27 protein-coding genes are annotated in these 26,967 nt (G+C 72.0%); 11 read left to right on the top strand and 16 right to left on the bottom strand.

Annotation, left to right across the window (positions count from 1 at the left end):
• Positions 1–47 precede the first annotated feature (47 nt).
• The gene (locus ACFWYM_RS29165; RefSeq protein ID WP_384843653.1) at positions 48–1,346 is read left to right on the top strand and encodes an MFS transporter; all 1,299 of its coding nucleotides are present in this window, start codon (positions 48–50) and stop codon (positions 1,344–1,346) included.
• Positions 1,347–1,358: 12 nt separating this feature from the next.
• On the opposite strand, the gene ACFWYM_RS29160 is transcribed toward ACFWYM_RS29165, so the two are convergent.
• The 7 genes from ACFWYM_RS29160 to ACFWYM_RS29130 all read right to left on the bottom strand — a co-directional run bounded on the left by ACFWYM_RS29160 (position 1,359) and on the right by ACFWYM_RS29130 (position 10,014).
• A complete protein-coding gene (locus tag ACFWYM_RS29160; RefSeq protein WP_384843650.1) occupies positions 1,359–2,459 on the bottom strand; it encodes a calcium:proton antiporter in 1,101 nt (366 codons plus the stop codon).
• Positions 2,460–2,518: 59 nt separating this feature from the next.
• Positions 2,519–2,821 carry a hypothetical protein gene (locus ACFWYM_RS29155; RefSeq protein ID WP_384843647.1) on the bottom strand — a complete coding sequence of 101 codons (303 nt, stop codon included), beginning with the start codon at positions 2,819–2,821 and terminating at the stop codon, positions 2,519–2,521.
• A 128-nt stretch (positions 2,822–2,949) separates the two neighbouring features.
• On the bottom strand, positions 2,950–3,939 hold the full coding sequence (locus tag ACFWYM_RS29150; protein ID WP_384843644.1) for a TerC/Alx family metal homeostasis membrane protein: 990 nt from the start codon (positions 3,937–3,939) through the stop codon (positions 2,950–2,952).
• Positions 3,940–4,178: 239 nt separating this feature from the next.
• On the bottom strand, positions 4,179–6,113 hold the full coding sequence (locus ACFWYM_RS29145) for a TerD family protein (protein WP_384843641.1): 1,935 nt from the start codon (positions 6,111–6,113) through the stop codon (positions 4,179–4,181).
• A gap of 50 nt (positions 6,114–6,163) precedes the next feature.
• A complete protein-coding gene (locus tag ACFWYM_RS29140; RefSeq protein WP_384843638.1) occupies positions 6,164–6,742 on the bottom strand; it encodes a TerD family protein in 579 nt (192 codons plus the stop codon).
• A gap of 127 nt (positions 6,743–6,869) precedes the next feature.
• Positions 6,870–9,029, bottom strand: a complete 2,160-nt coding sequence (gene uvrB / locus ACFWYM_RS29135) for an excinuclease ABC subunit UvrB (protein ID WP_384843636.1) — start codon at positions 9,027–9,029, stop codon at positions 6,870–6,872.
• Positions 9,030–9,126: 97 nt separating this feature from the next.
• Positions 9,127–10,014 carry an MHYT domain-containing protein gene (locus tag ACFWYM_RS29130; protein ID WP_384843633.1) on the bottom strand — a complete coding sequence of 296 codons (888 nt, stop codon included), beginning with the start codon at positions 10,012–10,014 and terminating at the stop codon, positions 9,127–9,129.
• Positions 10,015–10,286: 272 nt separating this feature from the next.
• On the opposite strand from ACFWYM_RS29130, the gene ACFWYM_RS29125 reads away from it, so the two are divergent.
• The 3 genes from ACFWYM_RS29125 to ACFWYM_RS29115 all read left to right on the top strand — a co-directional run bounded on the left by ACFWYM_RS29125 (position 10,287) and on the right by ACFWYM_RS29115 (position 13,186).
• Positions 10,287–11,207: a glycerophosphodiester phosphodiesterase gene (locus ACFWYM_RS29125; protein ID WP_384843630.1), complete on the top strand. Its 921-nt coding sequence runs from the start codon at positions 10,287–10,289 to the stop codon at positions 11,205–11,207.
• Positions 11,208–11,255: 48 nt separating this feature from the next.
• The gene (locus ACFWYM_RS29120; RefSeq protein ID WP_384843627.1) at positions 11,256–11,825 is read left to right on the top strand and encodes a methylated-DNA--[protein]-cysteine S-methyltransferase; all 570 of its coding nucleotides are present in this window, start codon (positions 11,256–11,258) and stop codon (positions 11,823–11,825) included.
• Between the two features lie 71 nt (positions 11,826–11,896).
• Positions 11,897–13,186 carry an MFS transporter gene (locus tag ACFWYM_RS29115; protein WP_384843624.1) on the top strand — a complete coding sequence of 430 codons (1,290 nt, stop codon included), beginning with the start codon at positions 11,897–11,899 and terminating at the stop codon, positions 13,184–13,186.
• A gap of 38 nt (positions 13,187–13,224) precedes the next feature.
• Here ACFWYM_RS29115 and ACFWYM_RS29110 read toward each other — a convergent pair whose 3' ends face one another.
• The gene (locus ACFWYM_RS29110; protein WP_384843621.1) at positions 13,225–13,599 is read right to left on the bottom strand and encodes a cupin domain-containing protein; all 375 of its coding nucleotides are present in this window, start codon (positions 13,597–13,599) and stop codon (positions 13,225–13,227) included.
• A gap of 95 nt (positions 13,600–13,694) precedes the next feature.
• Between ACFWYM_RS29110 and ACFWYM_RS29105 the strand changes: the two genes are divergently transcribed.
• Both ACFWYM_RS29105 and ACFWYM_RS29100 read left to right on the top strand, forming a co-directional pair.
• Positions 13,695–14,603 (top strand): pseudouridine-5'-phosphate glycosidase, encoded by a 909-nt coding sequence (locus tag ACFWYM_RS29105; RefSeq protein WP_384843618.1) that lies wholly within the window; start codon positions 13,695–13,697, stop codon positions 14,601–14,603.
• A 5-nt stretch (positions 14,604–14,608) separates the two neighbouring features.
• Positions 14,609–15,538, top strand: a complete 930-nt coding sequence (locus tag ACFWYM_RS29100) for a carbohydrate kinase family protein (protein WP_384843614.1) — start codon at positions 14,609–14,611, stop codon at positions 15,536–15,538.
• Between the two features lie 171 nt (positions 15,539–15,709).
• On the opposite strand, the gene ACFWYM_RS29095 is transcribed toward ACFWYM_RS29100, so the two are convergent.
• On the bottom strand, positions 15,710–16,525 hold the full coding sequence (locus ACFWYM_RS29095) for a methyltransferase domain-containing protein (protein ID WP_384843611.1): 816 nt from the start codon (positions 16,523–16,525) through the stop codon (positions 15,710–15,712).
• 149 nt (positions 16,526–16,674) lie between these two features.
• Here ACFWYM_RS29095 and ACFWYM_RS29090 point away from each other — a divergent pair, with 149 nt between their 5' ends.
• Positions 16,675–17,826 carry a magnesium and cobalt transport protein CorA gene (locus ACFWYM_RS29090; RefSeq protein ID WP_384843608.1) on the top strand — a complete coding sequence of 384 codons (1,152 nt, stop codon included), beginning with the start codon at positions 16,675–16,677 and terminating at the stop codon, positions 17,824–17,826.
• A 19-nt stretch (positions 17,827–17,845) separates the two neighbouring features.
• Here the strand turns inward: ACFWYM_RS29090 and ACFWYM_RS29085 are convergent, their stop codons facing one another.
• Both ACFWYM_RS29085 and ACFWYM_RS29080 read right to left on the bottom strand, forming a co-directional pair.
• Positions 17,846–18,265, bottom strand: a complete 420-nt coding sequence (locus ACFWYM_RS29085; protein ID WP_384843605.1) for a CBS domain-containing protein — start codon at positions 18,263–18,265, stop codon at positions 17,846–17,848.
• A 207-nt stretch (positions 18,266–18,472) separates the two neighbouring features.
• Entirely contained in the window at positions 18,473–19,165 is a 693-nt protein-coding gene (locus tag ACFWYM_RS29080) for a uridine kinase (protein WP_384843602.1), read from the bottom strand.
• 129 nt (positions 19,166–19,294) lie between these two features.
• Between ACFWYM_RS29080 and ACFWYM_RS29075 the strand changes: the two genes are divergently transcribed.
• Positions 19,295–19,774 (top strand): DUF1772 domain-containing protein, encoded by a 480-nt coding sequence (locus ACFWYM_RS29075; protein WP_384843599.1) that lies wholly within the window; start codon positions 19,295–19,297, stop codon positions 19,772–19,774.
• A gap of 114 nt (positions 19,775–19,888) precedes the next feature.
• Positions 19,889–21,421 (top strand): glutamate synthase subunit beta, encoded by a 1,533-nt coding sequence (locus ACFWYM_RS29070; protein ID WP_384843596.1) that lies wholly within the window; start codon positions 19,889–19,891, stop codon positions 21,419–21,421.
• Between the two features lie 30 nt (positions 21,422–21,451).
• On the opposite strand, the gene ACFWYM_RS29065 is transcribed toward ACFWYM_RS29070, so the two are convergent.
• From ACFWYM_RS29065 to ACFWYM_RS29055, 3 genes are all read right to left on the bottom strand, one after another.
• Positions 21,452–22,306 (bottom strand): SAM-dependent methyltransferase, encoded by an 855-nt coding sequence (locus ACFWYM_RS29065; protein WP_384843593.1) that lies wholly within the window; start codon positions 22,304–22,306, stop codon positions 21,452–21,454.
• The gene (locus ACFWYM_RS29060; RefSeq protein ID WP_384843788.1) at positions 22,284–22,499 is read right to left on the bottom strand and encodes a DUF397 domain-containing protein; all 216 of its coding nucleotides are present in this window, start codon (positions 22,497–22,499) and stop codon (positions 22,284–22,286) included. Before ACFWYM_RS29060 ends, ACFWYM_RS29065 begins: the two co-directional genes overlap by 23 nt.
• Before the next feature lie 99 nt (positions 22,500–22,598).
• On the bottom strand, positions 22,599–23,459 hold the full coding sequence (locus tag ACFWYM_RS29055) for a helix-turn-helix domain-containing protein (protein WP_384843590.1): 861 nt from the start codon (positions 23,457–23,459) through the stop codon (positions 22,599–22,601).
• Between the two features lie 201 nt (positions 23,460–23,660).
• On the opposite strand from ACFWYM_RS29055, the gene ACFWYM_RS29050 reads away from it, so the two are divergent.
• A complete protein-coding gene (locus ACFWYM_RS29050; protein ID WP_384843588.1) occupies positions 23,661–24,101 on the top strand; it encodes an ATP-binding protein in 441 nt (146 codons plus the stop codon).
• Between the two features lie 64 nt (positions 24,102–24,165).
• Entirely contained in the window at positions 24,166–24,618 is a 453-nt protein-coding gene (locus tag ACFWYM_RS29045; protein WP_384843785.1) for a hypothetical protein, read from the top strand.
• A gap of 138 nt (positions 24,619–24,756) precedes the next feature.
• On the opposite strand, the gene ACFWYM_RS29040 is transcribed toward ACFWYM_RS29045, so the two are convergent.
• Both ACFWYM_RS29040 and ACFWYM_RS29035 read right to left on the bottom strand, forming a co-directional pair.
• Positions 24,757–25,806, bottom strand: a complete 1,050-nt coding sequence (locus ACFWYM_RS29040; RefSeq protein ID WP_384843585.1) for an alpha-ketoacid dehydrogenase subunit beta — start codon at positions 25,804–25,806, stop codon at positions 24,757–24,759.
• A gap of 9 nt (positions 25,807–25,815) precedes the next feature.
• Positions 25,816–26,829 carry a thiamine pyrophosphate-dependent dehydrogenase E1 component subunit alpha gene (locus tag ACFWYM_RS29035; RefSeq protein ID WP_384843582.1) on the bottom strand — a complete coding sequence of 338 codons (1,014 nt, stop codon included), beginning with the start codon at positions 26,827–26,829 and terminating at the stop codon, positions 25,816–25,818.
• Positions 26,830–26,967 lie beyond the last annotated feature (138 nt).

Here is a 26,967-nt window from a genome sequence, read left to right as displayed (position 1 = left end):
TCCGCGCGCCCCCGTAACTCGTGGTGACGGCGGGTAGTTGACGCGGCATGCGTACCGCTTCATCACCCCCCGCTCCCCCGTCCCTGCCCCGGCTCGCCGCTGCCTCGCTGGTCGGGACCGCCATCGAGTTCTACGACTTCTTCGTCTACGGCACCGCGGCCGCCCTGGTGCTCGGGCCGCTGTTCTTTCCGAGCTTCTCGCCGCTGGCGGGAACTCTCGCGGCCTTCGCGACATTCGGAGTGGGCTTCGTGGCGCGGCCGCTCGGGTCGATGCTCTTCGGGCACATCGGGGACCGGCGGGGGCGGCGGCCCGTGCTCATCGGATCGCTGCTGCTCACCGGGGTCGCGACGGTCGCGGTCGGCTGCGTACCGACGTACGGGACGATCGGGACCGCCGCTCCCGTGCTCCTCCTTGTGCTGCGTTTCCTCCAGGGGCTCGGGCTCGGCGGCGAGTGGGGCGGTGCGGTGCTGCTGACCGCCGAGCACGCCCCGCCCGAGCGGCGCGCGCTGTGGTCGAGCTTCCCGCAGATCGGGCCGTCGTTGGGGTTCCTGCTCGCCAACGGCATCATGCTGGCGCTCTCCTTGACGCTCACCGACGCGGAGTTCGCGGCCTGGGGGTGGCGGGTGCCGTTCTGGGTGGCCGGCGTCCTCGCGGTGGCCGGGCTCGCGCTGCGCACCTCGCTCGCGGAGAGCCCCGACTTCCTGGAACTCGACGAGCACGCGCGCGTGCCGCTCGCCGAAGTGGTGCGCGGACACTGGCGGTTGGTGCTGCTCACGGCGGGCGCCCTGGCCGTGGGGTACGCGGTGTTCTACGCGGTGACGACCTGGTCGCTCGCCTACGGAGTGGAGCAGCTCGGGGTGAGCCGCACGGTCATGCTGACCTGCATCATGGCGGCCGTCGTGGTGAAGGGCTCGCTGACTCCGGTGGTGGCGCTGCTGGGTGACCGCTTCGGGCGGCGGCCGCTGTGTCTGGCGGGCTCGGCGGCCGCGGCGCTGTGGATGTTCCCGATGGTGGCGCTGCTCGCGACGGGGCAGCCGCTGCTGATGTTCTGCGGCTTCCTGGGGGCGCTGCTCGCGTTCATCACGATGTTCGCGGTGATCGCCGCGTATCTGCCGGAGCTGTACGCGCCCCGGGTCCGGTGCACGGGCGCGGCGGTGGGCTACAACCTGGGCGGGGTGCTCGGGGGCGCGCTCACGCCGATCGTGGCGACGGCTGCGGCGAGCGGCGAGGGGACGCCGTGGGGTGTCGCGGCGTATCTGACGGGCATCGCGCTGCTGAGCCTGGGGTGCTTCGCGCTGCTCCCCGAGACCCGTCCGGCGCCGGAGACGGTGCCGGTCACGGCGTGACGCCGGAGCCGGTCACGGCGTGACGGCGAGCTCCAAGTAGGCGGCGAAGAGCACCAGATGGACCCCGCCCTGCAAGGGGGTGGCCCGTCCGGGAGCGACCGTGAGGGTGCTGACGATCATCGTGAGGGTGAGCAGCACCATGTGGGTCGCGGAGAGGCCGAGCACCAGCGGCCCCGACAGCCAGACCGTCGCGATGGCCACGGCGGGGACGGTCAGGCCGATGCTGGCCATCGCGGAGCCGAGGGCCAGGTTGAGGCTGGTCTGGACCCGGTCGCGGCGGGTGGCGCGCAGCGCGGCGATGGTCTCGGGGAGCAGGACGAGCAGCGCGATGACGACACCGACCACGGCGTGCGGCATCCCGGCGCTCTCCACGCCCGACTCGATCGTCGGCGAGACGCCCTTGGCGAGCCCGACGACGCCGATCAGGGCGAGCAGGAGCATGCCCACGCTGATCAGGGCGGTGCGCGAGGAGGGCGGTTCGGCGTGGTCGTCGGCGTCGACCACATGGCCGTCGCGGGTGATCGGCAGGAAGTAGTCGCGGTGGCGCACGGTCTGGGTGGCGACGAAGAGCCCGTACAGGGCGATCGAGGCGACGGCGGCGAAGACCAGCTGGGACGTGGAGTACTCGGGTCCCGGCTTGCTGGTGGTGAACGTCGGCAGGACGAGGCCGAGGGTGGCCAGTGTGGCGACGGTGGCGAGGGCCGCGCCGGTGCCCTCGGGATTGAAGACGGCCATGCCGTGGCGGAGGGCGCCGACCAGCAGGCAGATGCCGACGATGCCGTTGCAGGTGATCATCACGGCGGCGAAGACGGTGTCGCGGGCCAGGGTGGCACTCTTGTCGCCGCCGTCGGCCATGAGGGTGACGATCAGCGCGACCTCGATGATCGTGACCGCGACGGCGAGGACCAGCGAGCCGAAGGGCTCACCGACCCGGTGGGCGATCACCTCCGCGTGGTGGACGGCGGCGAGGACCGCGCCGGCCAGGACCAGGGTCACCAGGGCGACGACGCCGCCGGGCAGGTCCCGGCCCCAGGTGAGGGCGAGCAGGATGGCCGCGATGACCGGCACCACGGCCGTCCACTGCGTGACGAGCGGGCGGAGCCGAGTGATCATGCCTCCGATGGTCTCCCGGAGGCTCGGGGGCCGCTACTTCAGCGGCATACGGGCGTCCGCTACTTCAGCTCGGTCATCTCCCGTACGTCGCAGTCGGTGAAGCCGGGCCGGCGCGTGCACATCGCGATGAGCCGCTCGGAGAGCTGCTGCGTCTCGGGGCGTTCGTTGTTGCGGACCGCGTCCTCGTGCGAGGCGAACTCGACGATGACGAGGTAGCGCCGCGGATTGTCGCGGTCCTGGAGGATGATCCGGTGCGTGGGGCCGCCTGCACGGCCGGCGTTCTGCTGGTCGAACTGGCCGATCAGCTCCCGCATCTCGTCGATGCGGTCGGTTTCGAAGTCGATGATCTGGCAGAAACGCATGGGTGCCTCCCCTGGCCCGCGCGCCCCGGGCGGGCGCCGCGCCCACCGCACAAACAAGCACCGGGAGTGGTGCGCGACAATCGGCCGCGCACCGCTCCCGGTGCCGATAATTCCTACGCCCGACGCGGTCAGGCTTCGATGCTGTCCTTCTGAGCCGCTTCGGCCGCTTCCCGCTCCTCCTGCTTCTTGGAGGCGATCAGGCTGGTGATCGTGGTGATCACCAGGACGCCGCAGATGACGCCGAGCGAGACCGGGATGGAGATCTCGGGGACATGCACCCCGTTCTCGTGCAGGGCGTGCAGGACGAGCTTCACGCCGATGAAGCCGAGGATGACCGACAGGCCGTAGCTGAGGTGGACCAGCTTCTTCAGCAGGCCGCCGATGAGGAAGTACAGCTGCCGCAGGCCCATCAGGGCGAAGGCGTTGGCCGTGAAGACGATGTACGGGTCCTGGGTGAGGCCGAAGATCGCGGGGATGGAGTCCATCGCGAACAGGACGTCGGTCATGCCGATGGCGAGCATGACGACCAGGAGCGGCGTCATGATCTTCTTGCCGTGCTCCACGATGAAGAGCTTCGTGCCGTGGTAGCGGTCGGCGACGCCGAACTTCTTCTCGATGGACTTCAGGAGGCGGTTCTCCTCGAACTCCTCGTCCTCCTCGTCGGAGCGCGCCTCCTGGATGAGCTTCCAGGCGGTGTAGATCAGGAACGCGCCGAAGATGTAGAAGACCCAGGAGAAGCTCGCGATGATCGCGGCGCCTGCGGCGATGAAGATCGCGCGCAGGACGAGGGCGATCAGCACACCGAAGAGCAGCACGCGCTGCTGCAGGTGGGTCGGCACCGAGAACTTCGCCATGATCAGGATGAAGACGAAGAGGTTGTCGACACTGAGCGACTTCTCGGTGATGAAGCCCGCGAAGAACTCGCCGGACGCCTGGCTCTCGCCCGCGATGAGCAGGCCGATGCCGAAGAGGGCGGCGAGCACGATCCAGACGACCGTCCAGATGCCGGCTTCCTTGATCGACACGTCATGGGGCTTGCGCCCGATGAAGAAGTCGACCGCGATCAGGGCACACAGACCAACGATGGTCAGTACCCACAGGGTCATTGAAACGTCCACTGCGCCTCCGGCGTCGTACGGCTACTTGATCAGCGTCGTCGCTGCCGGAGGTCTCTTCCACCCGAGGCGCTCTGCGCGCCTGCCGGGCCGACGCCCCGGGACCGATGGCGGTCCGTATTGACGGGTACGTCGCGTACGGGAGTACTCCCCTCCGCAGGAAGAGAGTACGCGAATTACCAAGGTTAGGTAAAGGGGATGGCAAACAAGAGCCAAAAGACCTGGTCAGGAGGTCTTTACCGTCAACGCCCCCGGGTCCTGCGGGCCTCCGCGACCTTGGCCAGGACGTCCTCGAGGACGCGGCTGCCCGCGGGGGCGGCCGGTGGCTCGTACGTCCACGCGTGCCCCACCCACGGGTCGGCGAGGTGGTCGTCGGGCACCGGCGTGAGGCGGAGCAGGGAGCGCCAGAGCGGGTCGAGCAGCGGGCCGTACCCCGCGGCGTCCTCCCGGTCGGCGACCAGCATGAGGTGCACGCCGACGGCCGGGCCCTCGTCGGCGAGGTAGCGGAGCTGGGTGACCGCGCGGTCGTCGAAGCCGTGCGGGAAGTCGTTGACGATCAGGAGCTGCTCGGCGGTGTCCAGGTCCGGGGGCAGCGAGTCGGCGGCGCCGCCGCGGACGGCCATCTGCACCAGGTCGACGCGCTGGGTGAGCCGGGCCAGGACGGCGGAGACCCCGGCGGCCCCGGAGGCGGGCGGCTCGTCCAGGACACCGGAGGCGACCAGCGGGGCCAGGGCGCCCGTGGCGCTGCCCGCCGGGTCGATGACGTGCACCGCGAACTCCCGCGCGGGGTAGACCGCGAGGAGCCGGGCGGCATGGGCGACGGCGCTCTCCATGGCGCGGCGGCGCACCTCGTCCGCGTCGGCCAGGGAGTCGGCGGCGGAGCGGCCGCTGTCGATCCACAGGCCGCGCTCCAGGGGCAGCCGGACCAGCATCGGGATCCGCAGATCGGGCGTCTCGGCCAGGCTGAGGTCGCCCAGACGCAGCGCCATCGGGATCTCGAACGGGGCGCGGTAGCCGTGCCAGACGGGGTTGTCCCAGGAGGCGTAGGCCGGGGGCAGGGCGGGCTCGACCACGTCGGACTCGGCGGTGAGCTGGGCCAGGTCGCGGTCGAGGGCGGCCCGGGCCTGGTCGACGAGGTCGGCGTGCTTGGCCTGGGCGGCCTCGCGCGCGGTGTCACCCGCTCCCCCGATGCGGCTGCGCGGGTCGGACAGGGCGCGGTCGAGCTCCTGCTCCATGCGGGAGTCGGCGAAGTCCACGGCGCTGCGGTACGCGGAGACCGTGCGGGCCAGGTCCTCGAACATGCCCCACACCTGGTTGTAGAGCCGCTCGTCCATGGACCAGCCGGTCGCGTCGCCCGCCACGGGCTGGGCGGGCTGTCCGGGGGCGGCCGGGGGCGCGGTGGGCGCGGGCGGTGGCGGGGCGGTGGTCTGGCGGCCGGGGTGGCTGTAGTTGACGGGGCCGCCGGTGGACGGTGCGTCCGCCGGGGCCGTGTTCGACGGGCCGTCGGCGGACGGCTGCACGGAGGGAGAGGCGCCGTCGGCGAGCGGCGTGCCGTTGCCCTGGGTCCCCGCCCGCACCCGGGCCTCGTCCGGCGGGCGCGGGGGCGGGGCGGCGACCGAGCGGGCGAGGCCCTGCGCCACCGCCTCGTTGATGGTGCCCGCGAGCTCGCGGGCCTGGGGCAGGCCCTGGTCGACGAGCATGTCGGCGAGGCCGCCCGCGTAGCCCTGGCCGACGGCGCGCACCTTCCAGGCGCCCTGCCTGCGGTAGATCTCCAGGGCGACGACGGCGGACTCGGCGTCCAGGTCCGTGATCGTGTAGCTGGCGACCTCGGTGCCGTCGAGTCCGGTGACCGCGACGAAGGGGGCGGCCAGGGCGCCGAAGCGGACCGGGCCGCCCACGCCGACGGGGAGCGAGAGCAGCACGTTGACCTGGTGGACGGCGTCCGGGACGGCGTCCAGGTCGACGGCGAGGCGGTGGTCGGCGGCCGCCTGCTTGGGCACTTCGAGGCCGGGCAGGGTGGGGGCACCGGGATGGGCCACCCACTCGGTCCCGCGCACCTTGCCCTGGTCGTCGCAGAGCGTGGCCCCGGCCACGATCGGCTTGCCGACCGAGACGCGGATTTCCAGTCGGTTCCCGGGGAGCGGGTGGTTCTGCCCCCGGACCAGTTCGGCCGTCATCGCCTTCGTCCCCCTCGTCAGGCTTCTCTCAGAGCGCTGTGGGCAGCGCTCTACAGGTGCGGCAGGATCGCCGGCATCAGGTCCTGGAACGTCCGGCCGTTCGCGGGGTTGCCGAGGGCCGTCATCTGCCAGCCGCCGCCCACCCGGTGGACCTTCGCCATGATCTGGGCGGTGTACTGGCCGCCCCCGTCCAGGGTGTAGCGGGCCAGCTCCTGGCCGTTGGTCTCGTCGACGATGCGGCAGAAGGCGTTCTGCACCTCCTGGAACGTCTGGCCGGTGAACGAGTTCACCGTGAAGACGATCTGGTCGATGTGGACCGGGACCCGCTGCAGGTCGACGAGGATGGACTCGTCGTCGCCGCCCTGGCCCGCGCCGCCGACCAGGTTGTCGCCGGTGTGCCGGACCGAGCCGTCGTCGCTGACCAAGTGGCGGAAGAAGACCACGTCGACCGGCTGCTTGTCGGCGAAGAGCACCGCCGACGCGTCCAGGTCGACCTCGCGGGTGCGGGAGCCGAACAGGCCGCGCCTGGGGGCCGCCTGCCAGCCGAGCCCCATGCGCACCGCGGTCAGGGCGCCCCCGTCGTTCTTCTGCAGGCTGATGGCCTGACCCTTGGTCATGTTGACCGTCACGCGCTGTCCCCTCTCGAACTGCCCTGGGCGACCGCTCTGTCGGCGCGGTCGCCCAGCAACCCTATGCACTGGCGCGGACGGCTCCGCACCCCGGGCAGGACTTTGTGTCGGTCCTGCAACACACCGGCTATGCCTGGCCCGCCTCCCTCATCTGACGAAGCTCCTTCTTCATCTCCGACACCTCGTCCCGCAGGCGTGCGGCGATCTCGAACTGCAGGTCGGCGGCGGCCGCGCGCATCCGCTCGGTCATCTCCTCGATCTGCTCGGCGAGTTCGGCGGCGGGCCGGTCGGTGGGGACCTTCGCCGCGGTCTTGCCCTTGGCGGGCTTGGCGGCCTTCGCGGTGGCCGCGCCCGCCTTGTCGTGAGCGCCGCCGAGCGAGGGGACGGGGGCCTTGGCGCCCTTTCCGTCCTTCGGCTTGCGGTAGTCGGAGCCGAGCAGCTGCTCCGTGTCGACCTCTTCGCGGGCGATCGTGGCCACGATGTCGTTGATCTTCTTGCGGAGGGGCTGGGGGTCGATGCCCTTCTCCTTGTTGTACGCGATCTGCTTCTCCCGGCGGCGGTTCGTCTCGTCGATGGCCTTCTCCATCGCCGGGGTGATCTTGTCCGCGTACATGTGGACCTGGCCCGAGACGTTGCGCGCCGCGCGGCCGATGGTCTGGATCAGCGAGGTGCCGGAGCGCAGGAAGCCCTCCTTGTCGGCGTCCAGGATCGCCACGAGGGAGACCTCGGGCAGGTCGAGGCCCTCACGGAGGAGGTTGATGCCGACCAGGACGTCGAACTCGCCGGCGCGCAGCTCGCGCAGGAGCTCGACGCGGCGGAGCGTGTCCACGTCGCTGTGCAGATAGCGGACCTGGATGCCCAGTTCGAGGAAGTAGTCGGTGAGGTCCTCGGCCATCTTCTTGGTGAGCGTGGTGACCAGGACGCGCTCGTCCTTCTCGGTGCGCGTGCGGATCTCGTGCACCAGGTCGTCGATCTGGCCCTCCGTGGGCTTCACGACGACCTCCGGGTCGACGAGGCCGGTGGGGCGGATGATCTGTTCCACATAGCCGTCGCCGCGCGACAGCTCGTACTTCCCCGGGGTCGCGGAGAGGTAGACGGTCTGGCCGATGCGCTCCTGGAACTCCTCCCACTTCAGCGGGCGGTTGTCGAGCGCGGAGGGCAGCCGGAAGCCGTGGTCGACGAGGGTGCGCTTGCGGGAGGCGTCGCCCTCGTACATCGCGCCGATCTGCGGGACCGTGACGTGCGACTCGTCCAGGACGAGGAGGAAGTCGTCCGGGAAGTAGTCGAGGAGGGTGTGCGGCGGGCTGCCGGGGTCGCGGCCGTCGAAGTGCATCGAATAGTTCTCCACGCCGGAGCAGGAGCCGATCTGGCGGAGCATCTCCAGGTCGTACGTGGTGCGCATGCGCAGGCGCTGGGCCTCCAGCATCTTGCCCTGCTTCTCCAGCTCGTCCAGGCGCTCCGTGAGCTCCTTCTCGATGCCGTTGACCGCCTTCTCCATGCGCTCCGGGCCCGCCACGTAGTGCGAGGCCGGGAAGACGTAGAGGTGGTCGTCGTCGCTGATGACCTCGCCGGTGAGGGGGTGGAGCGTGGAGAGGGCCTCGATCTCGTCGCCGAACATCTCGATGCGGACGGCCAGTTCCTCATAGACCGGGAAGATCTCGATGGTGTCGCCGCGGACGCGGAAGGTGCCGCGGGTGAACGCCACGTCGTTGCGCGTGTACTGGATGTCGACGAAGCGGCGCAGGAGCTGGTCGCGGTCGATCTCGTCGCCGACCTTCAGGGGGACCATGCGGTCCACGTACTCCTGCGGGGTGCCGAGGCCGTAGATGCAGGAGACGGAGGCGACCACGACCACGTCACGCCGGGTGAGCAGGGAGTTCGTCGCGGAGTGGCGGAGGCGCTCCACCTCCTCGTTGATCGACGAGTCCTTCTCGATGTAGGTGTCCGACTGCGGGACGTATGCCTCGGGTTGGTAGTAGTCGTAGTACGAGACGAAGTACTCGACCGCGTTGTTCGGCAGGAGCTCGCGGAACTCGTTGGCCAGCTGGGCGGCCAGCGTCTTGTTCGGCGCCATCACGAGCGTGGGGCGCTGGAGCTTCTCGATCATCCACGCGGTGGTGGCCGACTTTCCGGTACCGGTCGCGCCGAGCAGGACGACGTCCTTCTCGCCTGCTCGGATGCGCTGGTCCAGCTCGGCGATGGCCGTCGGCTGGTCGCCGCTGGGCTGGTACGGGCTGACGACCTCGAAAGGTGCCACCGTGCGTTCGATCTTGGATACGGGCCGCATGGAAACCACCGTACGACTCCCCACTGACAACCGGGTCCGATCAGCGGCTCGGCGCCCTTGGCCTCCCGCCGGCCACCCGCCGGCCACCCGCCCCGGCTCAGCGCTTCTGCGGGCTGCGGCGGCCGGGCCGCGACGGGGGCCTGCGGCCGATGCGCGGGGGGCGGCGGTCGCCGGAGCGCGGGACCGCGCGGTCGCCGGAGCGGGGCACGGGGTAGGGCGGGCGGCGGGCGCTCAGGTGGGCCCTGGTGTCGGCCTTGCCCATGACCATCAGCGGGTCGAACATCACGACCACGCCCGCGAGCAGCAGGAAGGCGAGCGGCCCGATCATCATGGGCGCGAGCAGCTCGGCGGGCGAGTCACCGGGCGGCAGCGCGGTCGAGCCGTGCAGATGGACGCTGAGCGCGGCCATGCCCGTGTAGTGCATGCCGGTCACGGCCAGGCCCATGACGAGGCTCGCGCCCAGGCTCCACAGGAAGCCCCTGACCTGAGCGGCGGCCCAGAGCGCCGCGCAGGCGGCGACGACGGCGATGACGACGGAGGCGGAAACCGTGAGGGTGTTGTACTGCAGCGTCCCGCGTAGACGCATACCGGCCATTCCCAGGTAGTGCATCGACGCGACGCCGAGCCCGGTGATGGTGCCGCCGGTGAACAGGGCCGTCCCGGTCGCGCCGCGGTAGCCGACGATGAAGATCCCGATGCCGACCATCACGATGGCGACGGCCAGGCTCGCGAAGGTGGTGGCCTTGTCGTAGTGGATGGGGACTTCCTTGACGGTGAAGCCCATCATCGCGATGAAGTGCATGGTCCATATCCCGGAGCCGATCGCCGCCGAGCCGAGGGCGAGCCAGCCGGGCCGCCAGGACTGTGCGACAAGGAGGGATCTGGTCGTGCAGCGCAGTCCGAGCGCTCCGCCCAGACAAGCCATCAGGTACGCCACTACCGGGGTGACGACTCCGTAGCTGAAACCGTCGACCGTGCCCTGCATCCGCGGTTGCCCTTCCGCCTGTTGTGCCTGAATGCCCCGGACCGTCCCAGCCCGTCCCCCGACGCCGGGAGACCGACCGCGGGCTGAGGCAGAGAGTAAAGCTCACTCCGGAACGTACGAACGATTTTCCGGCAAAGAAACCCAACCCCCGCGCGTGGGATTCACGTCTGGGGTCACTCCGTTCAACCTGTGGCCATCCTGCACCTGTCTCCCGTTGGCCCAGCGCTGTCACCCTCGACCGGTCTGTGATCGCACGAACGCGAGGAGTACCCGTGTACGCACGCGCCGCCGCTGCCACCACCGCCGCCCTGCTGGGCGCCGGTGCACTCGTCCTCCCCTCCGCCACCGCTTCCGCCGCGCCCGCTCCGAAGGCGTCGGCTCCGTCCGCTGCCGCCTCCATAGCGAGCAAGCACGGCAGGCCCCTGGTCGTCGCCCACCGCGGCGCCTCCGGATACGCGCCGGAGAACACTCTCGCAGCCATCGACAAGGCCGCTGACATGGGGTTCCGCTGGGTCGAGAACGACGTCCAGCGCACCAAGGACGGCGAGTTGGTCATCATGCACGACGACACCCTGAAGAGGACCACCGACGTGGAGGAGGTCTTCCCGGACCGGGCGCCGTGGAAGGTCGCCGACTTCACGGCGGCGGAGATCGCGAAGCTCGACGCGGGCAGCTGGTTCGACCCCAAGTACGCGGGTCAGCGCGTGCCGACGCTGAAGCAGTACATGAACCGGGTCGAGCGCAACCACCAGAGCCTGGTCTTCGAGTTCAAGAAGCCCGAGCTCTACCCCGGCATCGAGAAGCAGGGGCTTCAGGTGCTGCGCAGGACGGGCTGGCTCGACAAGCACCACGTGAAGCGGAAGCTCGTCATCCAGAGCTTCAGCGCGGACAGCGTGAAGACGGTGCACGCCCTTCGGCCGGACATCAAGACGGGCTTCCTCGGCACGCCCAAGGCCGCCGAACTGCCCGCGTACGCGGAGTTCTCCGACCAGATCAACTCCTCGCACACGACGATCTCCGACGACTACGTCTCCGCGATCCACGCGCTCAAGGGCCCGCACGGCAAGCCCCTGGAGATCTTCACGTGGACCGTCAACGACGCTCCGGCCACGAAGCGGGTGGCGGGCTTCGGCGTGGACGGGATCATCACCAACGTGCCCGACGTGGTGCGGTCGGCGCTGCGCGAGGGCTAGTCCCCGAGGCCAGGGCCGTTGTCAGTGGCCCGTCGTACGGTGGTCCGCATGAACGCCACTGGGCAGGACGCCACCGGGCAGGGCACGCAGCGGCTCGTCTGGGCCGTCGTCGGCAGCGACATCGGCCCGCTGCTGCTCGCCGCGACGGAGGACGGCTTGGTGAACGTCGTCTTCCACGCGGCCGGGGACGTGCGCGACAAGGCGCTCGAGCGGCTCGGGTCCCGCCTGGGGACCGAGCCGGTCGAGGCGCCCGGCTCCCCGCTGCTCGCCGAGCCCATACGGCAGTTGAGGGCGTACTTCGCGGGCGAGCGGCGCGACTTCGAGCTGCCTCTGGACTGGAGCCTGATCGCGGGCTTCAACCGCCAGGTGCTGCGCGAGCTCGCGACCGGCGTCCCCTACGGCACGGTCGTGGGCTACGGGGACCTGGCGAGCCGCGTCGGCCAGCCCGGCGCGGCCCAGGCCGTGGGCATCGCGATGGGCGCCAATCCCCTGCCCGTGGTGGTGCCGTGCCACCGGGTCGTGGAGAGCGACGGCGGCATCGGTGGGTTCGGCGGCGGCCTGGAGACGAAGCGGCAGCTGCTCGCGCTCGAAGGGGTGCTGCCGCAGCCGCTGTTCTGAGGGATCCTCCTCAGGGATCCGGCCGCGCCGTCCCATGTCGCCCGGCCGGTGGGTGCTGCCACACTGCGCCGGTGCTCATACCGAACTCCGCCGAGCGGCGGCCCGACGCCACCCCCGTGGCGGCAGCAGACCTGCCCGCGCTGCGGCGCCGGACCTCCGCCGTCCTGATCGCGAGCCAGATACTCGGCGGGCTCGGGACCGCCACGGGCATCGCGCTCGCCGCGGTGCTGGCCAAGCAGGTCAGCGGGGACGAGGCGCTGTCCGGTCTCGCGTCCACCGCGAGCGTCGTCGGGTCCGCGGTGCTCGCGGTGCCGCTGGCCGCCCTGATGACGGCGCGGGGGCGGCGGGCCGGGCTCGTACTGGCGTATCTGATCGGCGCGTCCGGGGCCGTCGTCACGGTGGTGGCCGCCGTCGCGGGGATCTTCCCGCTGCTGCTGCTCGGGCTCGCCGGGTTCGGCGCGGCCTCCACGGCCAATCTGCAGGCCCGGTACGCGGCGGCCGACCTGGCCGAACCGGCGCACCGCGCGCGGGCCATCTCGAACGTCGTGTGGGCCACCACGATCGGCGCGGTGGCCGGACCGAACATCGCGGCGCCCGCGGGCCGCAGCGTCTCGGGGCTCGGCGTCCCCGCGGAGGCCGGGCCGTTCGTGTGGGCGACGGGGGTGTTCCTGATCGCGGCCGCGGTGGTGCAGCTGCTGCTGCGCCCCGACCCGCTGCTCACCGCGCGCGCCCTGGCACCGGAGGCGGAGCAGTCCACCGAAGGGCGTTCCGTCCGGGCCGGGTTGGCGGCCGTGGCCGCCTCGCCGCGGGCCCGGCTCGCGCTCGTGACGGTCGCCGTGGCGCACACCGCAATGGTGTCGATCATGTCGATGACGCCGGTGGACCTGGGGCACCACGGCGCGAGCATCGACCTCATCGGCCTGGTGATCAGCGGGCACGTCGCGGGGATGTACGCGTTCTCGCCCGTCATGGGGTATCTGTCCGACCGGCTGGGGCGGTTCGCCGTGATCGGGCTCGCGGTGGGGCTGCTCTCCTGCGCGGCGCTGCTCGCGGGGACGGCGGGCGGCAGCCACGGACAGATCGCCGCCGGGCTCTTCCTGCTGGGGCTCGGCTGGTCGGCGGCGCTCGTGTCGGGCTCGGCGCTGCTCACCGACTCCGTGCCGCAGGCCGCGCGCCCCGCCGCCCAGGGCCTGTCGGACCTGACGACGAGCGCGGCGGCCGGCGTGGGCAGCACGGTGGCGGGCCTGGTGGTGGCGACGGCGAGCTACGCCTGGCTGAACCTCGCGGCGGCGTCCCTGCTGCTGCCGCTCGCGGGGCTCGCCCTGTTCACACCGCGCCCGAAGGACACCAAAAGGCCCTAGGGCCCGATCCGCCGGACAGGCCCTGGTCGTAAGGGAGTTCAGGCGAGCGTGATGTGGTACGCCTTGCGCAGCGTCTCGTGCACGGTCCACGTCGTGCGGTCGCCCTCGCGCAGGACCGCCGCGACGCCCGGGCCGAGCTCCAGGGTCGTGCCGCCCTCGACCTCGACGGTGGCACGCCCGCTGACGACCACGAAGAGCTCGTTGGCCTCGGTGTCGGTGACCACGCCCGGGGTGATCTGCCAGATGCCGCGCAGCTGCTTGCCGTCGGCGGACTCCCACAGGACCTTCCCCGTGACGACCGGCGTGCCCGAGACGATCTGGTCGGGGTCGAGCTGCTCGACCTCCAGCTCGACATCCGGAATGTGGACGGCGAAGGAGCCAACGGCGGCGACGGACTGATCATTTGTGGTCATGGCCGGTCACCCTAGCTGCCGTGGTGCGCGGGGTTTGGCGGGGGCCACCGCCCGCCAGGGATGAGGAGGAGACCCGACAGGCAGGAGGCAGGCCCGTGTTGGTGGTGTCCGAAGAGGTGCGGGAAGCCGTCGCGGCGCGACGGCCCGTGGTGGCCCTGGAGTCCACGATCATCGCGCACGGGCTGCCGCGCCCACGCAATCTCCAGGTGGCGCGGGAGCTCGAGGACGTCGTACGGGAACAGGGAGCCGTGCCCGCGACGATCGCCGTCCTGGACGGGCGGCCCCACGTGGGCCTGGACAAGGGCCAGTTGGAGCGGATCGCCAACCAGGAGGGGCTGCGCAAGCTGGGCCACCGGGACCTGGCGCTCGCGGTCGCGACGGGCGCGAGCGGGGCGACCACGGTGTCCGGGACGGCGCTGCTCGCCGCGCGCGCGGGGGTGCGGGTGTTCGCGACGGGCGGGCTCGGCGGGGTGCACCGGGAGTGGACCGCGACGCAGGACGAGTCCGCGGACCTGGGGCTGCTCGCCCGCACCCGGATCACGGTCGTGTGTGCGGGCGTGAAGTCGATCCTGGACGTGGCCGCGACGCTGCAGCGCCTGGAGACACTGGGCGTCGCCGTGGCCGGGTACGGCACGGACCGCTTCCCCGGCTTCTATCTGGCCGACTCCGGGCATCCGGTCGACTGGACCCTGCGGACGCCGCGGGAGGTGGCCGAGGTGATGCGCGCCCACGATCAACTGGGCGTCCCGGACTCGGCGTTGATCGTGGCGAACCCGGTGCCCGAGGCCGAGCAGCTCGATCCCGCTCTCCACGCGCGCGTGCTGGCCGACGCGCTGCGGGCCTGCGACGAGCGGGGCATCTCGGGGCAGGCGGTCACGCCCTTCCTGCTGGACTATCTGGCCCGGCACACCGAGGGGGCGTCCTTGGCGGCCAACCTCGCGGCGGTACGGGGGAATGTGCGGGTCGCGGGGCGGGTGGCGGGGGCCTGGGCGGAGGGACGGTGAGAGGGGTGGCGGGGCGCTTCGGGGTTCCTGGAGGCGGCGGCGCGCTCCTGGTCGTCGGGGACGTCGTCACCGATGTGGTCGCGCGGCACCGCGGCCCCCTCGCGCAGGGCACCGACACCGTGGCGGAGATCCGTACGGTGCCGGGCGGCGCGGGGGCGAACGTGGCCTGCTGGGCGGCGTACGAGGGATGTCCGGACGTGCGGCTCCTCGGGCGGGTGGGGGCGGACTCGGCGGCCTGGCACGAGGAGGCGCTCACGCGCGCGGGGGTGCGGCCGCGGCTGGTCGTCGACCCCGAGGCGACCACCGGGACGGTGATCTGCCTGGTCGACGGGGAGGCCGCCGCCGAGCGGACGTTCCTCACGGACAGCGGGGCGTCGCTGCGGCTCTGCGCCGACGACTGGTCTCCGGAGCTGCTCGACGGGGTCGGGTGGCTGCATCTGTCGGGGTATCTGTTCTTCGCCGAACCCAGCAGGGCGGTCGCGGCGGTCGCGCTGAGGGCAGCACGCGCGCGTGGGGTGCCGGTGAGTGTGGACCCCGCATCGGCGGGATTCCTCCGGGAGTTGGGGGTGGAGAGGTTTCTGGGGCTCGTGGACGGCGTCGATGTGCTGCTGCCCAGCCGGGACGAGGCGGAGCTGCTGGCGGGGGTGCCGGACGGGGAGGGGGCGGCGGCGAAGTTGAGCCTGCGGTTCGCGGAGGTGGTGGTGAAGCAGGGGGCCGAGGGGGCCGTCGTCGCTCGCGGTGGGGTGGTGCGGGAACGGGTGGGGGCGGGGGTCGGTGTGGTGGCTCGGGACTCGACCGGGGCCGGGGATGCGTTTACGGGGGCCTTTCTTGCGGCTCGGTTGGGTGGGGTGGGGGTGCGTGGGGCTGTGGGGGTGGGGTGTCGGGCGGGGGGTGTGGCCGTGGGGCGGGTGGGGGCGAGGCCGCCGGGGCGGTAGACCGCCGGGGGTGGGGCCCTGCGGGGCCCTTTCCCCAATCCCGCCCCTTCCCGAATCGCGACTCCGTCGCCCTGGGGCGCCCTCTTTTTGGGGCTTCGCCCCTTGCCCCCGTATCGGCCTGGACGGCCTCGTCCTCAAACGCCGGACGGGCTGAAATGGCACCGAAGAGTGTTATGCCTTGCGGCCCCACGCCGAGATCAACGGTGCCGTCGTCAGGTCCAGTTGGCCCTCCGCCACATTCGCCAAGTGGCGGTCGATGTCGGCGGGAGTGGCCAGGCCCGCCGCCAGCAAGGGCTCGCGGATGTGGTTGATCGTTGCCGACTCCAGCGTCGCGCACGCGGGGGACGTCAGGGGGAAGTACGCGTCCGCCTCCACCTGGCGCAGGCCCGCCTCGCGGAGGATACGGGGGAGCTTTCTGCCGTACGACAGGTCGGCGCCGCGGTCCGCGAGGAGGGCGCGCAGGCCGTGGCGGAGGCGGTTGGCCAGCTGCTGGGCGGGGCCGTGCTCGTCGGGGCAGGCCAGGGGCTGGAGCGCGGGGTCGGCGTCCTCGACGAGGAGGCGGCCGCCGGGGCGCAGGGCGCGGATCATCGAGTGCAACGCCCGCTCCCGGTCCGGCACATGGACGAGGACGAGGCGGGCGTGGACCAGGTCGAAGCCCTCGGTGGGCGGCTCGTCCGCGGCCACGTCGTGGGTGCGGACCTCCAGCGGTGAGCGGGGCGTCGTCGTCTGCCAGGACGTGTCGATGTCGGTGGCGAGCACGCGTCCCGTGGGGCCGACGCGCTTGGCCAGCCACGAGACGACCGACGTGCCGCCCGCGCCGACCTCCCAGACGCGCCAGCCGGGGCCGACGCCGAGCCGGTCGAGGTGGCGGAAGGTCGTGGGGTCGAAGAGTGCGGCGAAGGCTTCGAAGCGGCGGCCCGCCTCCGCCTGCTGGTTGTCGAGGAGATAGCCGTTGTGGGAGGAGGCGCCGTCGGTTTGCAGTGTCATGTCGGGATCATCCCAGTTGTGGAGGCGGAGAGGGAGAGACACGGACAGACAGAGGGGACTTATGGAGCGGAACCTTCCATTTCCACAGGGGGTTCGGCTGATTCGGCAGCCCTGGCACACTGGCCGTTCACGTCGGACGAGGAGGCCCCATGACGGTGGCGGACAATCTGCGGAAGGTCAGTGGCCTCCGCACAGTAGGAACACTCCGTAGGGTCGGCGGCCTGCGCAGGGTCGCGCGGCTTGCGCGGCGCAGCCCTCGCGTGGACCTGAGCCACCCGGCCCGCTCCCCCTTGGGCTCGGCGGTGGTCAAGTGCGTGACGTACCAGGACGGCATCCGCAAGTCCGGGGGCTCCGACGGCGACGTCGTCGAGGCCGTCGAGCGGGTCCGCAGGGCCAAGGACGGATTCGTCTGGCTGGGGCTGCACGAGCCCACGGAGCAGGAGTTCGCGGGGATCGCCGAGCTCTTCGACCTGCACCCGCTGGCCGTGGAGGACGCGGTGCACGCACACCAGCGGCCGAAGGTCGAGCGGTACGGGGAGACGCTGTTCGCCGTGTTCAAGACCGTTTGCTATGTCGAGCACGCCCAGCTGACCGCGACCAGCGAGGTGGTCGACACCGGTGAGCTCATGGTCTTCGTCGGGCAGGAGTTCGTGATCACCGTGCGGCACGGCCGGCACGGCTCGCTGGGGCCGCTGCGGGAGGCGCTGGAGGCGGATCCCGAGCAGTTGAAGAAGGGCCCGGCCGCCGTCCTGCACGCGGTCGCCGACCAGGTGGTGGACGACTACCTGGAGGTGGCCGACGCGGTGCAGAGCGACATCGACCAGGTCGAGACGGACGTCTTCGCGAAGGACGGGGTGCGGGCCGACCCGGGGCGGATCTATCAGCTCAAGCGTGAACTGCTCGAGCTGAAGCGGGCGGTGGTGCCGCTGGGGCGTCCGCTCCAGATACTCGCCACGCAGCCGATGCGCGTCGTCGCCCCGGAGATACAGGCGTACTTCCGGGACGTCGACGACCATCTGAAGCGGGCCACGGAGCAGATCGCCGCCTTCGACGAACTGCTCAACTCCATCCTGCAGGCGCACTTGGCGCAGGTGACGGTCGCGCAGAACGAGGACATGCGGAAGATCACGGCGTGGGCCGCGGTCATCGCCGTGCCGACGATGGTCTGCGGGCTCTACGGGATGAACTTCGACCACATGCCCGAGCTGCACTGGAAGTACGGCTACGGGATGGTGGTCGGCCTCATCGTCACCGCCTGCTTCGCGCTCCATCGGGGGTTCCGGCGCAACGGCTGGTTGTGAGGCTCCGCCTCGCGACCGGTCAGCCCTTCGCGTAGACGCTCTCGCACCACGTCGCGAGCTGCTCCTCGGAGAGGTGCGTGGCCAGGTCGGCCTCGCTGATCATGCCGACGAGCCGCTTGTTCTCGATCACCGGCAGGCGGCGGATCTGGTGGTCCTGCATCTCGTGCAGGACGTTGTCGATGTCGGCGTCCGCCTCGATCCAGCGGGGCGTGCCCTTGGCCATGTCGCCCGCGGTGACCTTGGCGGGGTCGTGCCCCTTGGCGACGCAGCCGACGACGATGTCACGGTCGGTGAGGATGCCGCAGAGCCGCTCGTTCTCGTCGCTGATGGGGAGCGCGCCGACATCGAGCCGGGCCATCAGCTGGGCGGCCCGGTCCAGGGTCTCGTGGGCGGGGATCCACTGTGCACCGCGGTGCATGATGTCTCCGGCTGTGGTCATGACGTACCTCCCGGGCCGGACGACCGGCGCGGCACGGGGTCGCCGCTGTCCCGGCGCGGCGCAGAGCGGGCCGCTGTCCCGGCGCCCCTCATTCTCACCGCGCGCCCGGCGGTCCGCATGCGCAGTCACAGAGAGCGAGCAGCGCCGCGCGGCCATGCGGTCAGCCTGTCGTCAGCCGTGCGGTCAGCTGCGTCGTCAGCCGTGTCGTCAGCCGCTCCAGGCCGGGCGGCGGGGGTCGTCGGCGCGCACGACGACATCGGCCGTGGCCATGGGGGCGGCCTCCGCCTCGTAACGCTCGAAGGCGGGGAGCGTCCACTGCTCCCCCGGGTCCGTGTGCCGTCGCAGGGCGCCCGGCGTGAGCCGCAGGTGCACCGTCAGATCGAAGGGGAACCAGTGGCCGAGGAGGAGCGGACCGTGCAGCAACAGCAGCCCGCCGGGCGGGAGTTCGACGTACGGGCTGCGCGTGGCGCGGTCGGCGTCCGGGTCCCACAGGTCGGGCAGCACCCGCCCGCTGCCGCCCGGGTCGAGGGGCCCGAAGACCTCCCGCCACAGGGCTCCGGTGTCGAACCAGCCGCTGTAGTACGACTCCACGTCCTCGCGCCCGTGCTCCAGGCGCAGCGAGGCGGGGCGCAGGAAGTCCCCGGCGGCGACGACGAGGACGGAGCGGCCGCGCAGCCGCAGCGCCTCGGCCACGCGCCGGGCCAGCTCGCCGGGGCGGGCGGCCGGGGCGCCGTCGAAGGCGACGCGCGGCCACTCGCCCCCGTCGTCCGGCTTCAGGGCGAGCAGCCGGTCGGCGAGCTGGTCCGCGAGCCGCTCCCAGGTGATCGGTTCGAGTCGCACGGGCCCATGATGCCGGGCGCCCGCGCGGTGCGGCGCGACGGGTACTGGACGATCACGCATGAGCCTGCTGCCGGGACGCTGGCGCGGAACGCGCCGTGGCAATTGACTTGTGGGTGGCACACCGCGCGATGCAGGATCACTCGCGGTCCGCCTGCTCAAGGGCCGTGGCTACTCAGGGGGTTGGTTGGCATGATCGATGGACCTTATTTCGTGCTCGCCGTCCTGGGCGCGCTCTTCTGCGGTCTGGCCGCCGGTGTCTTCGTCGGCTTCTCGACCTTCGTGATGAAAGGGCTCGCCGCGCTGCCGCCGGCCCGGGGCATCGCCGCGATGCAGTCGATCAACGTCGCGGCGGTCACGCCTCCCTTCATGGCGGTGTTCATGGGCGCGACCGGGCTGTGCGCCGTCCTCGCCGTGGTCACGTTCGTGCTCTGGCCGGACGAGGGCACGGTGGAGCTGCTCCTCGGCAGCGCGCTGTATCTCGTCGGCTCGTTCGGGGTGACGGTCGCGGCCAACATCCCGCGCAACGACGCCCTGTCCAGGCTCGACCCCGAGGACCCGGCGAGCGCCGAGTACTGGCGGTCGTACGTCGGCGAGTGGACGCGGTGGAACCACATCCGCGCGGGCGCGTCGGCCGCCGCCTCGGTGTCGTTCCTGCTGGCCCTGGCCTGAGCGCGTGCCGGGCCCGGCTGAGCGCGTGCCGGGTCCCACGGCCCGACGTATGGTGGCGGAAAGCCGCGCATCCTCGGGGTGCGCGCGGCACGGAGACTGCCGAGGGAGACGGCCATGGCCGACCCCAAGGGCTTCCTCACCACCGCACGACAGGAGTGGCCGCGCCGCCCCGTCGCCGAGCGGGTCCGCGACTGGGACGAGGTGTATGTGCCCGGCGGACTGCTGCCCCTCGTCGAGCGGCAGGCGGACCGCTGCATGGACTGCGGCGTCCCCTTCTGCCACGAGGCGTGCCCGCTGGGCAATCTGATCCCGGAGTGGAACGACCTGGTCTCGCGGGCCGACTGGCGGGCCGCGGCGGAGCGGCTGCACGCCACGAACAACTTCCCCGAGTTCACCGGCCGGCTCTGTCCCGCGCCGTGCGAGGCCGGGTGCGTGCTCGCGATCAACCAGCCCGCCGTCACCATCAAGAACGTGGAGGCGGCCATCGCCGACCGCGTCTGGGCGGACGGCCTGGCCCCGCCGCAGGCCCCCGACCGGCAGTCCGACAAGACCGTCGCGGTCATCGGCTCGGGCCCCGCCGGGCTCGCCGCCGCCCAGCAGCTGACCCGGGCCGGGCACACGGTCGTCGTGTACGAGCGGGACGACAGGGCGGGCGGGCTCCTGCGGTACGGGATCCCCGCGTTCAAGATGGAGAAGCACCACCTGGAGCGGCGGCTCGCGCAGATGCGGGCGGAGGGCACGCGGTTCCGTACGGGTACGGAGGTCGGACGGGACGTCGGGGCCGGGGAGCTGCGGGCCCGCCATGACGCGGTGGTCGTCGCGGTCGGCGCCCGGGAGGCCAGGGAACTGCCGGTGCCGGGGCGGGAGTTGGCGGGCGTACGACAGGCGATGGAGTATCTGCCGCTCGCCAACCGGGTGTGCGAGGGCGACCTGGAGTCGTCGCCGCTGTCGGCGGCGGGGCGCCACGTCATCGTGGTGGGCGGCGGGGACACGGGCGCGGACTGCGTGGGCACGGCGGTGCGGGAGGGCGCGGCGTCCGTGACCCAGCTCGACATCAGGCCACGGCCCGGGGACGAGCGCGACGAGGGGCAGCCCTGGCCCACGTATCCGCATGTCCACCGGGTGTCGGCGGCGCACGAGGAAGCCGGGGAACTCGGTTCGGAGGCCGCGGAATTCAGCTCGGGGGCCGGGGACCTCGGGTCAGGGGCGGAAGCGGCCGGGCTCGACGCGCGGCTCTTCGCCGCGGCGACGGTGCGGTTCACCGGGGACAAGGCCGGGCGGGTGCGCGCCCTCGAACTGGTCACGGTGGACGAGGAGCGCCGCCCCCGACCCGGCACGGCGCGCACGCTCCGCGCCGACCTGGTGCTGCTCGCCCTCGGCTTCGACGGTCCGGGGCACGAACGGGACGGCGTGGTCGGGCAGTTGGGGCTCGCGGTGGACGCGCGGGGGTGCGTGGAGCGGGACGCCGACTTCGCCACCGGGACGCCCGGGGTGTTCGTGGCCGGGGACGCGGGGCGGGGGCAGTCGCTGGTGGTGTGGGCGATCGCGGAGGGGCGGGCCGCCGCGGCCTGCGTGGACCGGTACCTGAGCGGCTCCACCTCGTTGCCCTGCCCCATCGGCGCGTTCGACCGGCCGCTGGTGGCGTGAGGGCGCCCCTTCTCGCGGCCCCCGGAGGGTTCACCCCTTGCGGGCCAGCCCTCCGTACCCCGGCGTCGGCCCGAGCCCCGAGTCGGGCTCGATCTCACCCAGTTCGGGGTGCCAGGTGTCGAGCACCGCGACGCCCGGGTCCACCAGCTCGTACGGGGCGAAGAACCGCTCCACCTCCGCGTGCGAGCGCAGCGCCAGGGTCAGGCCGCGGGCCCGGTACAGCTCGGCCGCCTGCCGTGCCGTCTCGGGGGTGAAGTCGCCCGTCCCGTGGGAGAGGAGCAGGTGACTCCCGGGCGGGAGCTCCCCCATGAGCCGCTCCACGAGTTCGTACGCGCCGTCCTCGTCCGCGATGAAGTGCAGCAGCGCGACCAGGGAGAGGGCGACAGGCCGGCTGAAGTCCAGTGTCTTGCGGGCCACTTGGAGGATCGCGGCCGGTTCGCGGACGTCGCCCTGGATGTACTCCGTGGCCCCTTCGGGCGTGGAGCGGAGCAGGGCCTCCGCGTGGGCGAGGACGATCGGGTCGTTGTCGCAGTAGACGACGCGCGCGTCCGGGGCGATCGTCTGCGCCACCTGGTGGAGGTTGGGCTCGGTGGGGATGCCGGTGCCGATGTCGAGGAACTGGCGCACGCCGTTCTTGGTGAGCCAGCGCGTGGCGCGGTGCATGAACGCGCGGTTGGCGCGCGCCGTGACCGTGACCCGCGGGTCCATCGCGGCGAGCTGGCGGCCCATCTCCTCGTCGACGGGGTAGTTGTCCTTGCCGCCGAGGAACCAGTCGTACATCCGCGCGGGATGCGGCCTGCTGGTGTCCACATACGGGGAGTTCGCGTGCGAGGAGCTCCCGGGAGCGCCCTCGGAGGAGCCCTCAGGAGAGAAGGAAGTCGGCATCGCCTGCTTTCGCCCCCTGTATGAACGCGTCGATCTCGCCGTGGGTGTAGATGAGCGCGGGACCGTCCGGGTCGGAGGACTGGCGCACCGCGATCCGGCCGTCGGCCAGCTTCATGGCCTCCAGACAGTTGCCTCCGTTGCCGCCGCTCCAGGGCTTGTGCCAGCCCTCGGAGCCCAGTTCACGAGCGGGCATGCCGTTGTAGATGCGGGGCCCGCCGGGCCTGGGTTCGGGCGGCCGGGGGCTGCCCGGCGGCCGGGCACCGGGGCGTGCGCCGGCGCGGTGTCGGTCCATTCACAGCTCCTTGCGGACATCCCGGAGGATCTCCTTTGTGCGTTGTGCCGTCGCGGCCTGGGCCGCCATGCGGTCCATGACCTCGAGATGTGTGGCCACCTCCGTGCGCGCGTCGAGGTAGACGGCACCCGTCAGGTACTCGCTGTAGACCATGTCCGGGAGCTCCGGCATGGCGAAGCGGAAGAGCACGAAGGGGCCGAACGTGCCGGGGTGCGGGCCGCTGGCGAACGGCACCACCTGCAGGGTGACGTGCGGCAGTTCGGTTGCCTCCAGGAGGCGGTCGATCTGTCCGCGCATCACCTCGGGGCCGCCGACGGGCCTGCGCAGCACCGTTTCGTCCATCACGACCCACAGGCGCGGGGCGTCCTCGCGGGTGAGCAGCGACTGGCGCTCCATGCGCAGCGCCACATAGCGCTCGATGTCGTCGGGCCTGGTCTGGCCGATGGCGCCGGAGCGCATCACACCGCGCGCGTAGTCCTCGGTCTGCAGCAGGCCGGGCGCGAAGTGCGGCTCGTACGACCTGATGAGTCCGGCCGCGCCCTCCAGGCTGACGTACATGCTGAACCAGCTCGGCAGGATGTCGTGGAACCGCTGCCACCAGCCGGGCTTGTTGGCCTCCTCGGCGAGCTGCACGAAGGAGTCGGCCTCGTCCTCGGGGATCCCGTACGCCTTCAACAGAGCCTGGAGGTACGGGATTTTGAGCGCGACCTCGGCGGTCTCCATGCGGCGGACGGTGGCCGGGGCGACCCGCAGGATGCGCGCTGCCTCCTCACGCTTGAGGCCCGCTCGCTCGCGCAGGTCCTGCAGCTGCCGGCCTAGGACGACCTGGCCGACAGTCGGCGCGGAGCGCGGTTCGCTCACGTCGTCCTACCTCCACCCAACTCTCTACTCGCGCCGCAGTGTGAGGCGTTGGCAGAAGTGTGCCATGGCCATCGGCCGAGGAACACGCCACTGTGCACATTTCAGAGTGACCCTTGCCAAGGTGTTCACGCCGGGGCGATAGTGGAGAGCGTGACTCCGCCCGCGCCGTTAGGAACCGAAGCCATCGAAGCCCGTCCCGGCATGGCCGCCGACGCATGGGCCGAGGGCGGCGGCGAGCTGTGCGTCAGCTTCGCGCTCGATCCTCGGCCGGGCTCCGCGTCCATGGCCAGACAGTTGACGCGGGACCGGCTTGGCGGGTGGTCCACGGACGAGGACGCTTGTGAGGCAGCGGCCCTCGTCGTATCCGAACTGGTCACCAACGCGATCGTGCACACGGCGAGTCGACGCATCATCTGCGAGCTCTGTACGGAGCCGGGGAAGCTGCGGATAGCAGTGCGCGACGAAGGCCGCGGTCGAGGAGTTCCGCGGCCCGCCCGGCGGGGACCCGACGAGGAGCACGGGAGGGGATTGCTACTCGTCGAGGCGGTGAGCAGCGCGTGGGGGGTACGGGAGTCCGCTCCCGGACTCACGGTGTGGGCGGAGTTGCCTCTGCACGGCGGAGTCGGCGCATCAGGAGTGTGAACGACGGCCGCCGGGCGAGAACGACCGGGACGACGCGGGTGACCGACCCGTGAGCGCGACGACTATGCGGGGCGGGGGACTTGTGAGCGCGGTGAAGGTGCGACCGTTGGAGCTGGACACGCTGGTGCGGGTCGCGCGGGAGCGCGGTCGCGGCGCCGCCGCTCCGGAGCGGCTCGCCGTCCCGGCGGGCATGGAGCAGCCGCTGGGCTGTGACGCGGTGGCGGTGCCCAAGGCGTACGGGCCGGAGTTGATGGCCCGCCTGCCCCGGGTGGGCTGCGTGTACGTGGACGGCACCCACTGGTGGTGGATCGTCCCCGCCGACTCGGACGTGGCTCTGGAGTGGCCGCCCGGCGTGCACTACGCCGCGGGCGCCGTCCTTCCCGACCCGCGCACCGCCCCCGTACTCCTGCACCAGCCGGACGAGCCGGTGCCCTACACCCCGCCGCTCCCCCTGTACGTGGCGCTGTGCCGGGCGATGGGGACGACGCCGGGGTGGTCGCAGCCGGTGCGGGCGTGAGCGCGCTCTCTCGTCCGGCACGGCGTCCCGGGCAGCGCGCCTCTCGTGTAACGGAGACCAACTCCCCGTCACACCGGCCCCGTTGACCTCATGGTCGGGGGCGACGCCCTCCCGCAGGCGCCGCCCCGCATCTAGCTTCTACCCATTGCGGCCCGCCTTCCAGCCCATGGCGGCCACAACTGCGGCCGCGACCCGTTCCGCGTCGGGCAGGTAGAGGTCCTCCAGGACCGGGCTGAAGGGCACCGGCGTGTGCGGTGCCGTCACCGTGCCGACGGGCGCGCGCAGGGAGTCGAACGCCTCGCGGGCGACGAGGGCCGCGATGTCCGCCGCCATGCCGCAGCGCGGACCGGCCTCGTCGACGACCACCAACCGCCCCGTGCGCGCCACGGACCGCAGGATCGCCGTCTCGTCGAGCGGGCTCGTGGTGCGCGGGTCGAGCACCTCGCACTCCACCCCCGCCGACTCCGCGAGCCGCTCCGCCGCCGCGAGCGCGACCGGGACCATCCCGCCGAGCGCGACCACCGTCGCGTCGTCGCCCGCACGCACCACCCGCGCCTGCCCGAAGCCGATGGTGTAGCTCTCCTCGGGGACCTCACCGACCGTGTCGTAGAGCGCCTTGTGCTCGCAGAAGATCACCGGGTCGTCGTCCCTGATCGCCTGGGAGAGCAGGCCCTTCGCGTCGTACGGGGACGAGGGCAGCGCCACCTTCAGGCCCGGCACCGCGGTGAACACGGCGTGCAGCGACTGGGAGTGCTGGGCGGCGGCGCGCAGGCCCGCCCCGTACATGGTGCGCACCACCACCGGCGTGACGGCCAGGCCGCCGAACATGTAGCGGAACTTCGCCGCCTGGTTGACGATCTGGTCGAGGCAGACCCCGAGGAAGTCCATGAACATCAGCTCCACGACGGGCCGCAGTCCGCGCGTGGCCGCCCCCACCGCCGCGCCGATGAAGGCGGACTCCGAGATGGGCGTGTCCAACACCCGTCCGGGGAAGCGTGGTTGGAGCCCCTTGGTGACGCCGAGGATGCCGCCCCAGGCGTCGCTCGCGCCGGGTGCGCCCGCCCCGCCCGCGTTGTCCTCGCCGATGACGAGGACCGTGGGGTCGCGCTCCATCTCCTGGGCGAGGGCCTCGTTCAGGGCCTCCCGGTAGGTCAGGGCGCGTGGTGTCGTCCCTGTCGCCTCGGTCATCGCATCCCCCTACCGGTACGAGACATAGACGTCGGTCTCCAGGTCGGCGGCCGTCGGCGGGGGTGCCGCCATGGCCTCGCTGACGGCGTCGTCGACGAGGCGGGCGGCCTCGGCGTCGATCGAGTCGAGCTGTTCCAGGGTGAGTTCCCGGGCGCCCGTGACCTGCTGCCGAAAGCGGGTCAGACAGTCCCGCCCGGACCGGGCGCGCGCCACCTCGTCCGGGGCGCGGTAGGTCTGCGCGTCGCCCTCGAAGTGCCCGTAGTAGCGCTCGAGTCGGACCTCTATGAGGGTGGGTCCGCCGCCCGACCTGGCCCGCGCCACGGCCTGGCCCGCCGCCTCGTACACGGCGAAGAAGTCGGAGCCGTCGACGGACTCCCCGGCGATCCCGAAGGCCGCCGCGCGCGCCGCGATGGAGCCTCCGCCCACCGACCAGCCGGCCGCCGTGGTCTCCGCATAGCCGTTGTTCTCGGCCACGAAGACGGCGGGCAGGTGCCACACCGAGGCGAGGTTGAGGGATTCGAGGGTGGTGCCCTGGTTGCTGCCGCCGTCGCCGAAGAAGGCGACGCCCACGCCGCCGTCCCCCCGCACCTTCGCGGCGAGCGCGGCGCCGCAGATCAGCGGGGGTCCGCCGCCGACGATGCCATTGGCCCCGAGCATGCCCCGGCCGAGGTCGGCGATGTGCATGGAGCCGCCCTTGCCGTGGCAGACCCCAGAGGCCCGGCCGTAGATCTCGGCCATCATCGCCTTCACGTCGACGCCCTTGGCGATGCAGTGGCCGTGCCCGCGGTGGGTGGAGGCGAGGACGTCCCGCGCGTCGTCGAGGTGCGCGCACACCCCGGCGGCGGACGCCTCCTGGCCTGCGTACAGGTGCACGAACCCGGGGATCTCCCCGGCGGCGAACGCCTCGTGCAGCCGCTCCTCGAAGGTGCGGACGGTGCGCATCGTGCGGTACGCGGACAGCAGCGCGGCTGCGTCAGGACGCGGTAATCGGGCGGCCTCGGTTGTCCGAAGTACGTCGGTCACGGGATAACTCCTTTGCCGGTGCGGGTAGGGAGTTGCGTCCATGGTGTGCCATGCGGGCGGGAGGCCGGGCAAGGGTTGCCCGGGGTTGCACGGCTCATGTCACCGCGAGCGCCCCGGGCGTGCTCCGGGTACGCCGTG

It is taken from the genome of Streptomyces sp. NPDC059009, from assembly GCF_042740175.1.
Classification (GTDB): domain Bacteria; phylum Actinomycetota; class Actinomycetes; order Streptomycetales; family Streptomycetaceae; genus Streptomyces.
Note: the sequence above shows the minus strand (reverse complement) of the source record. Positions and strands in the feature narration are given on the sequence as shown.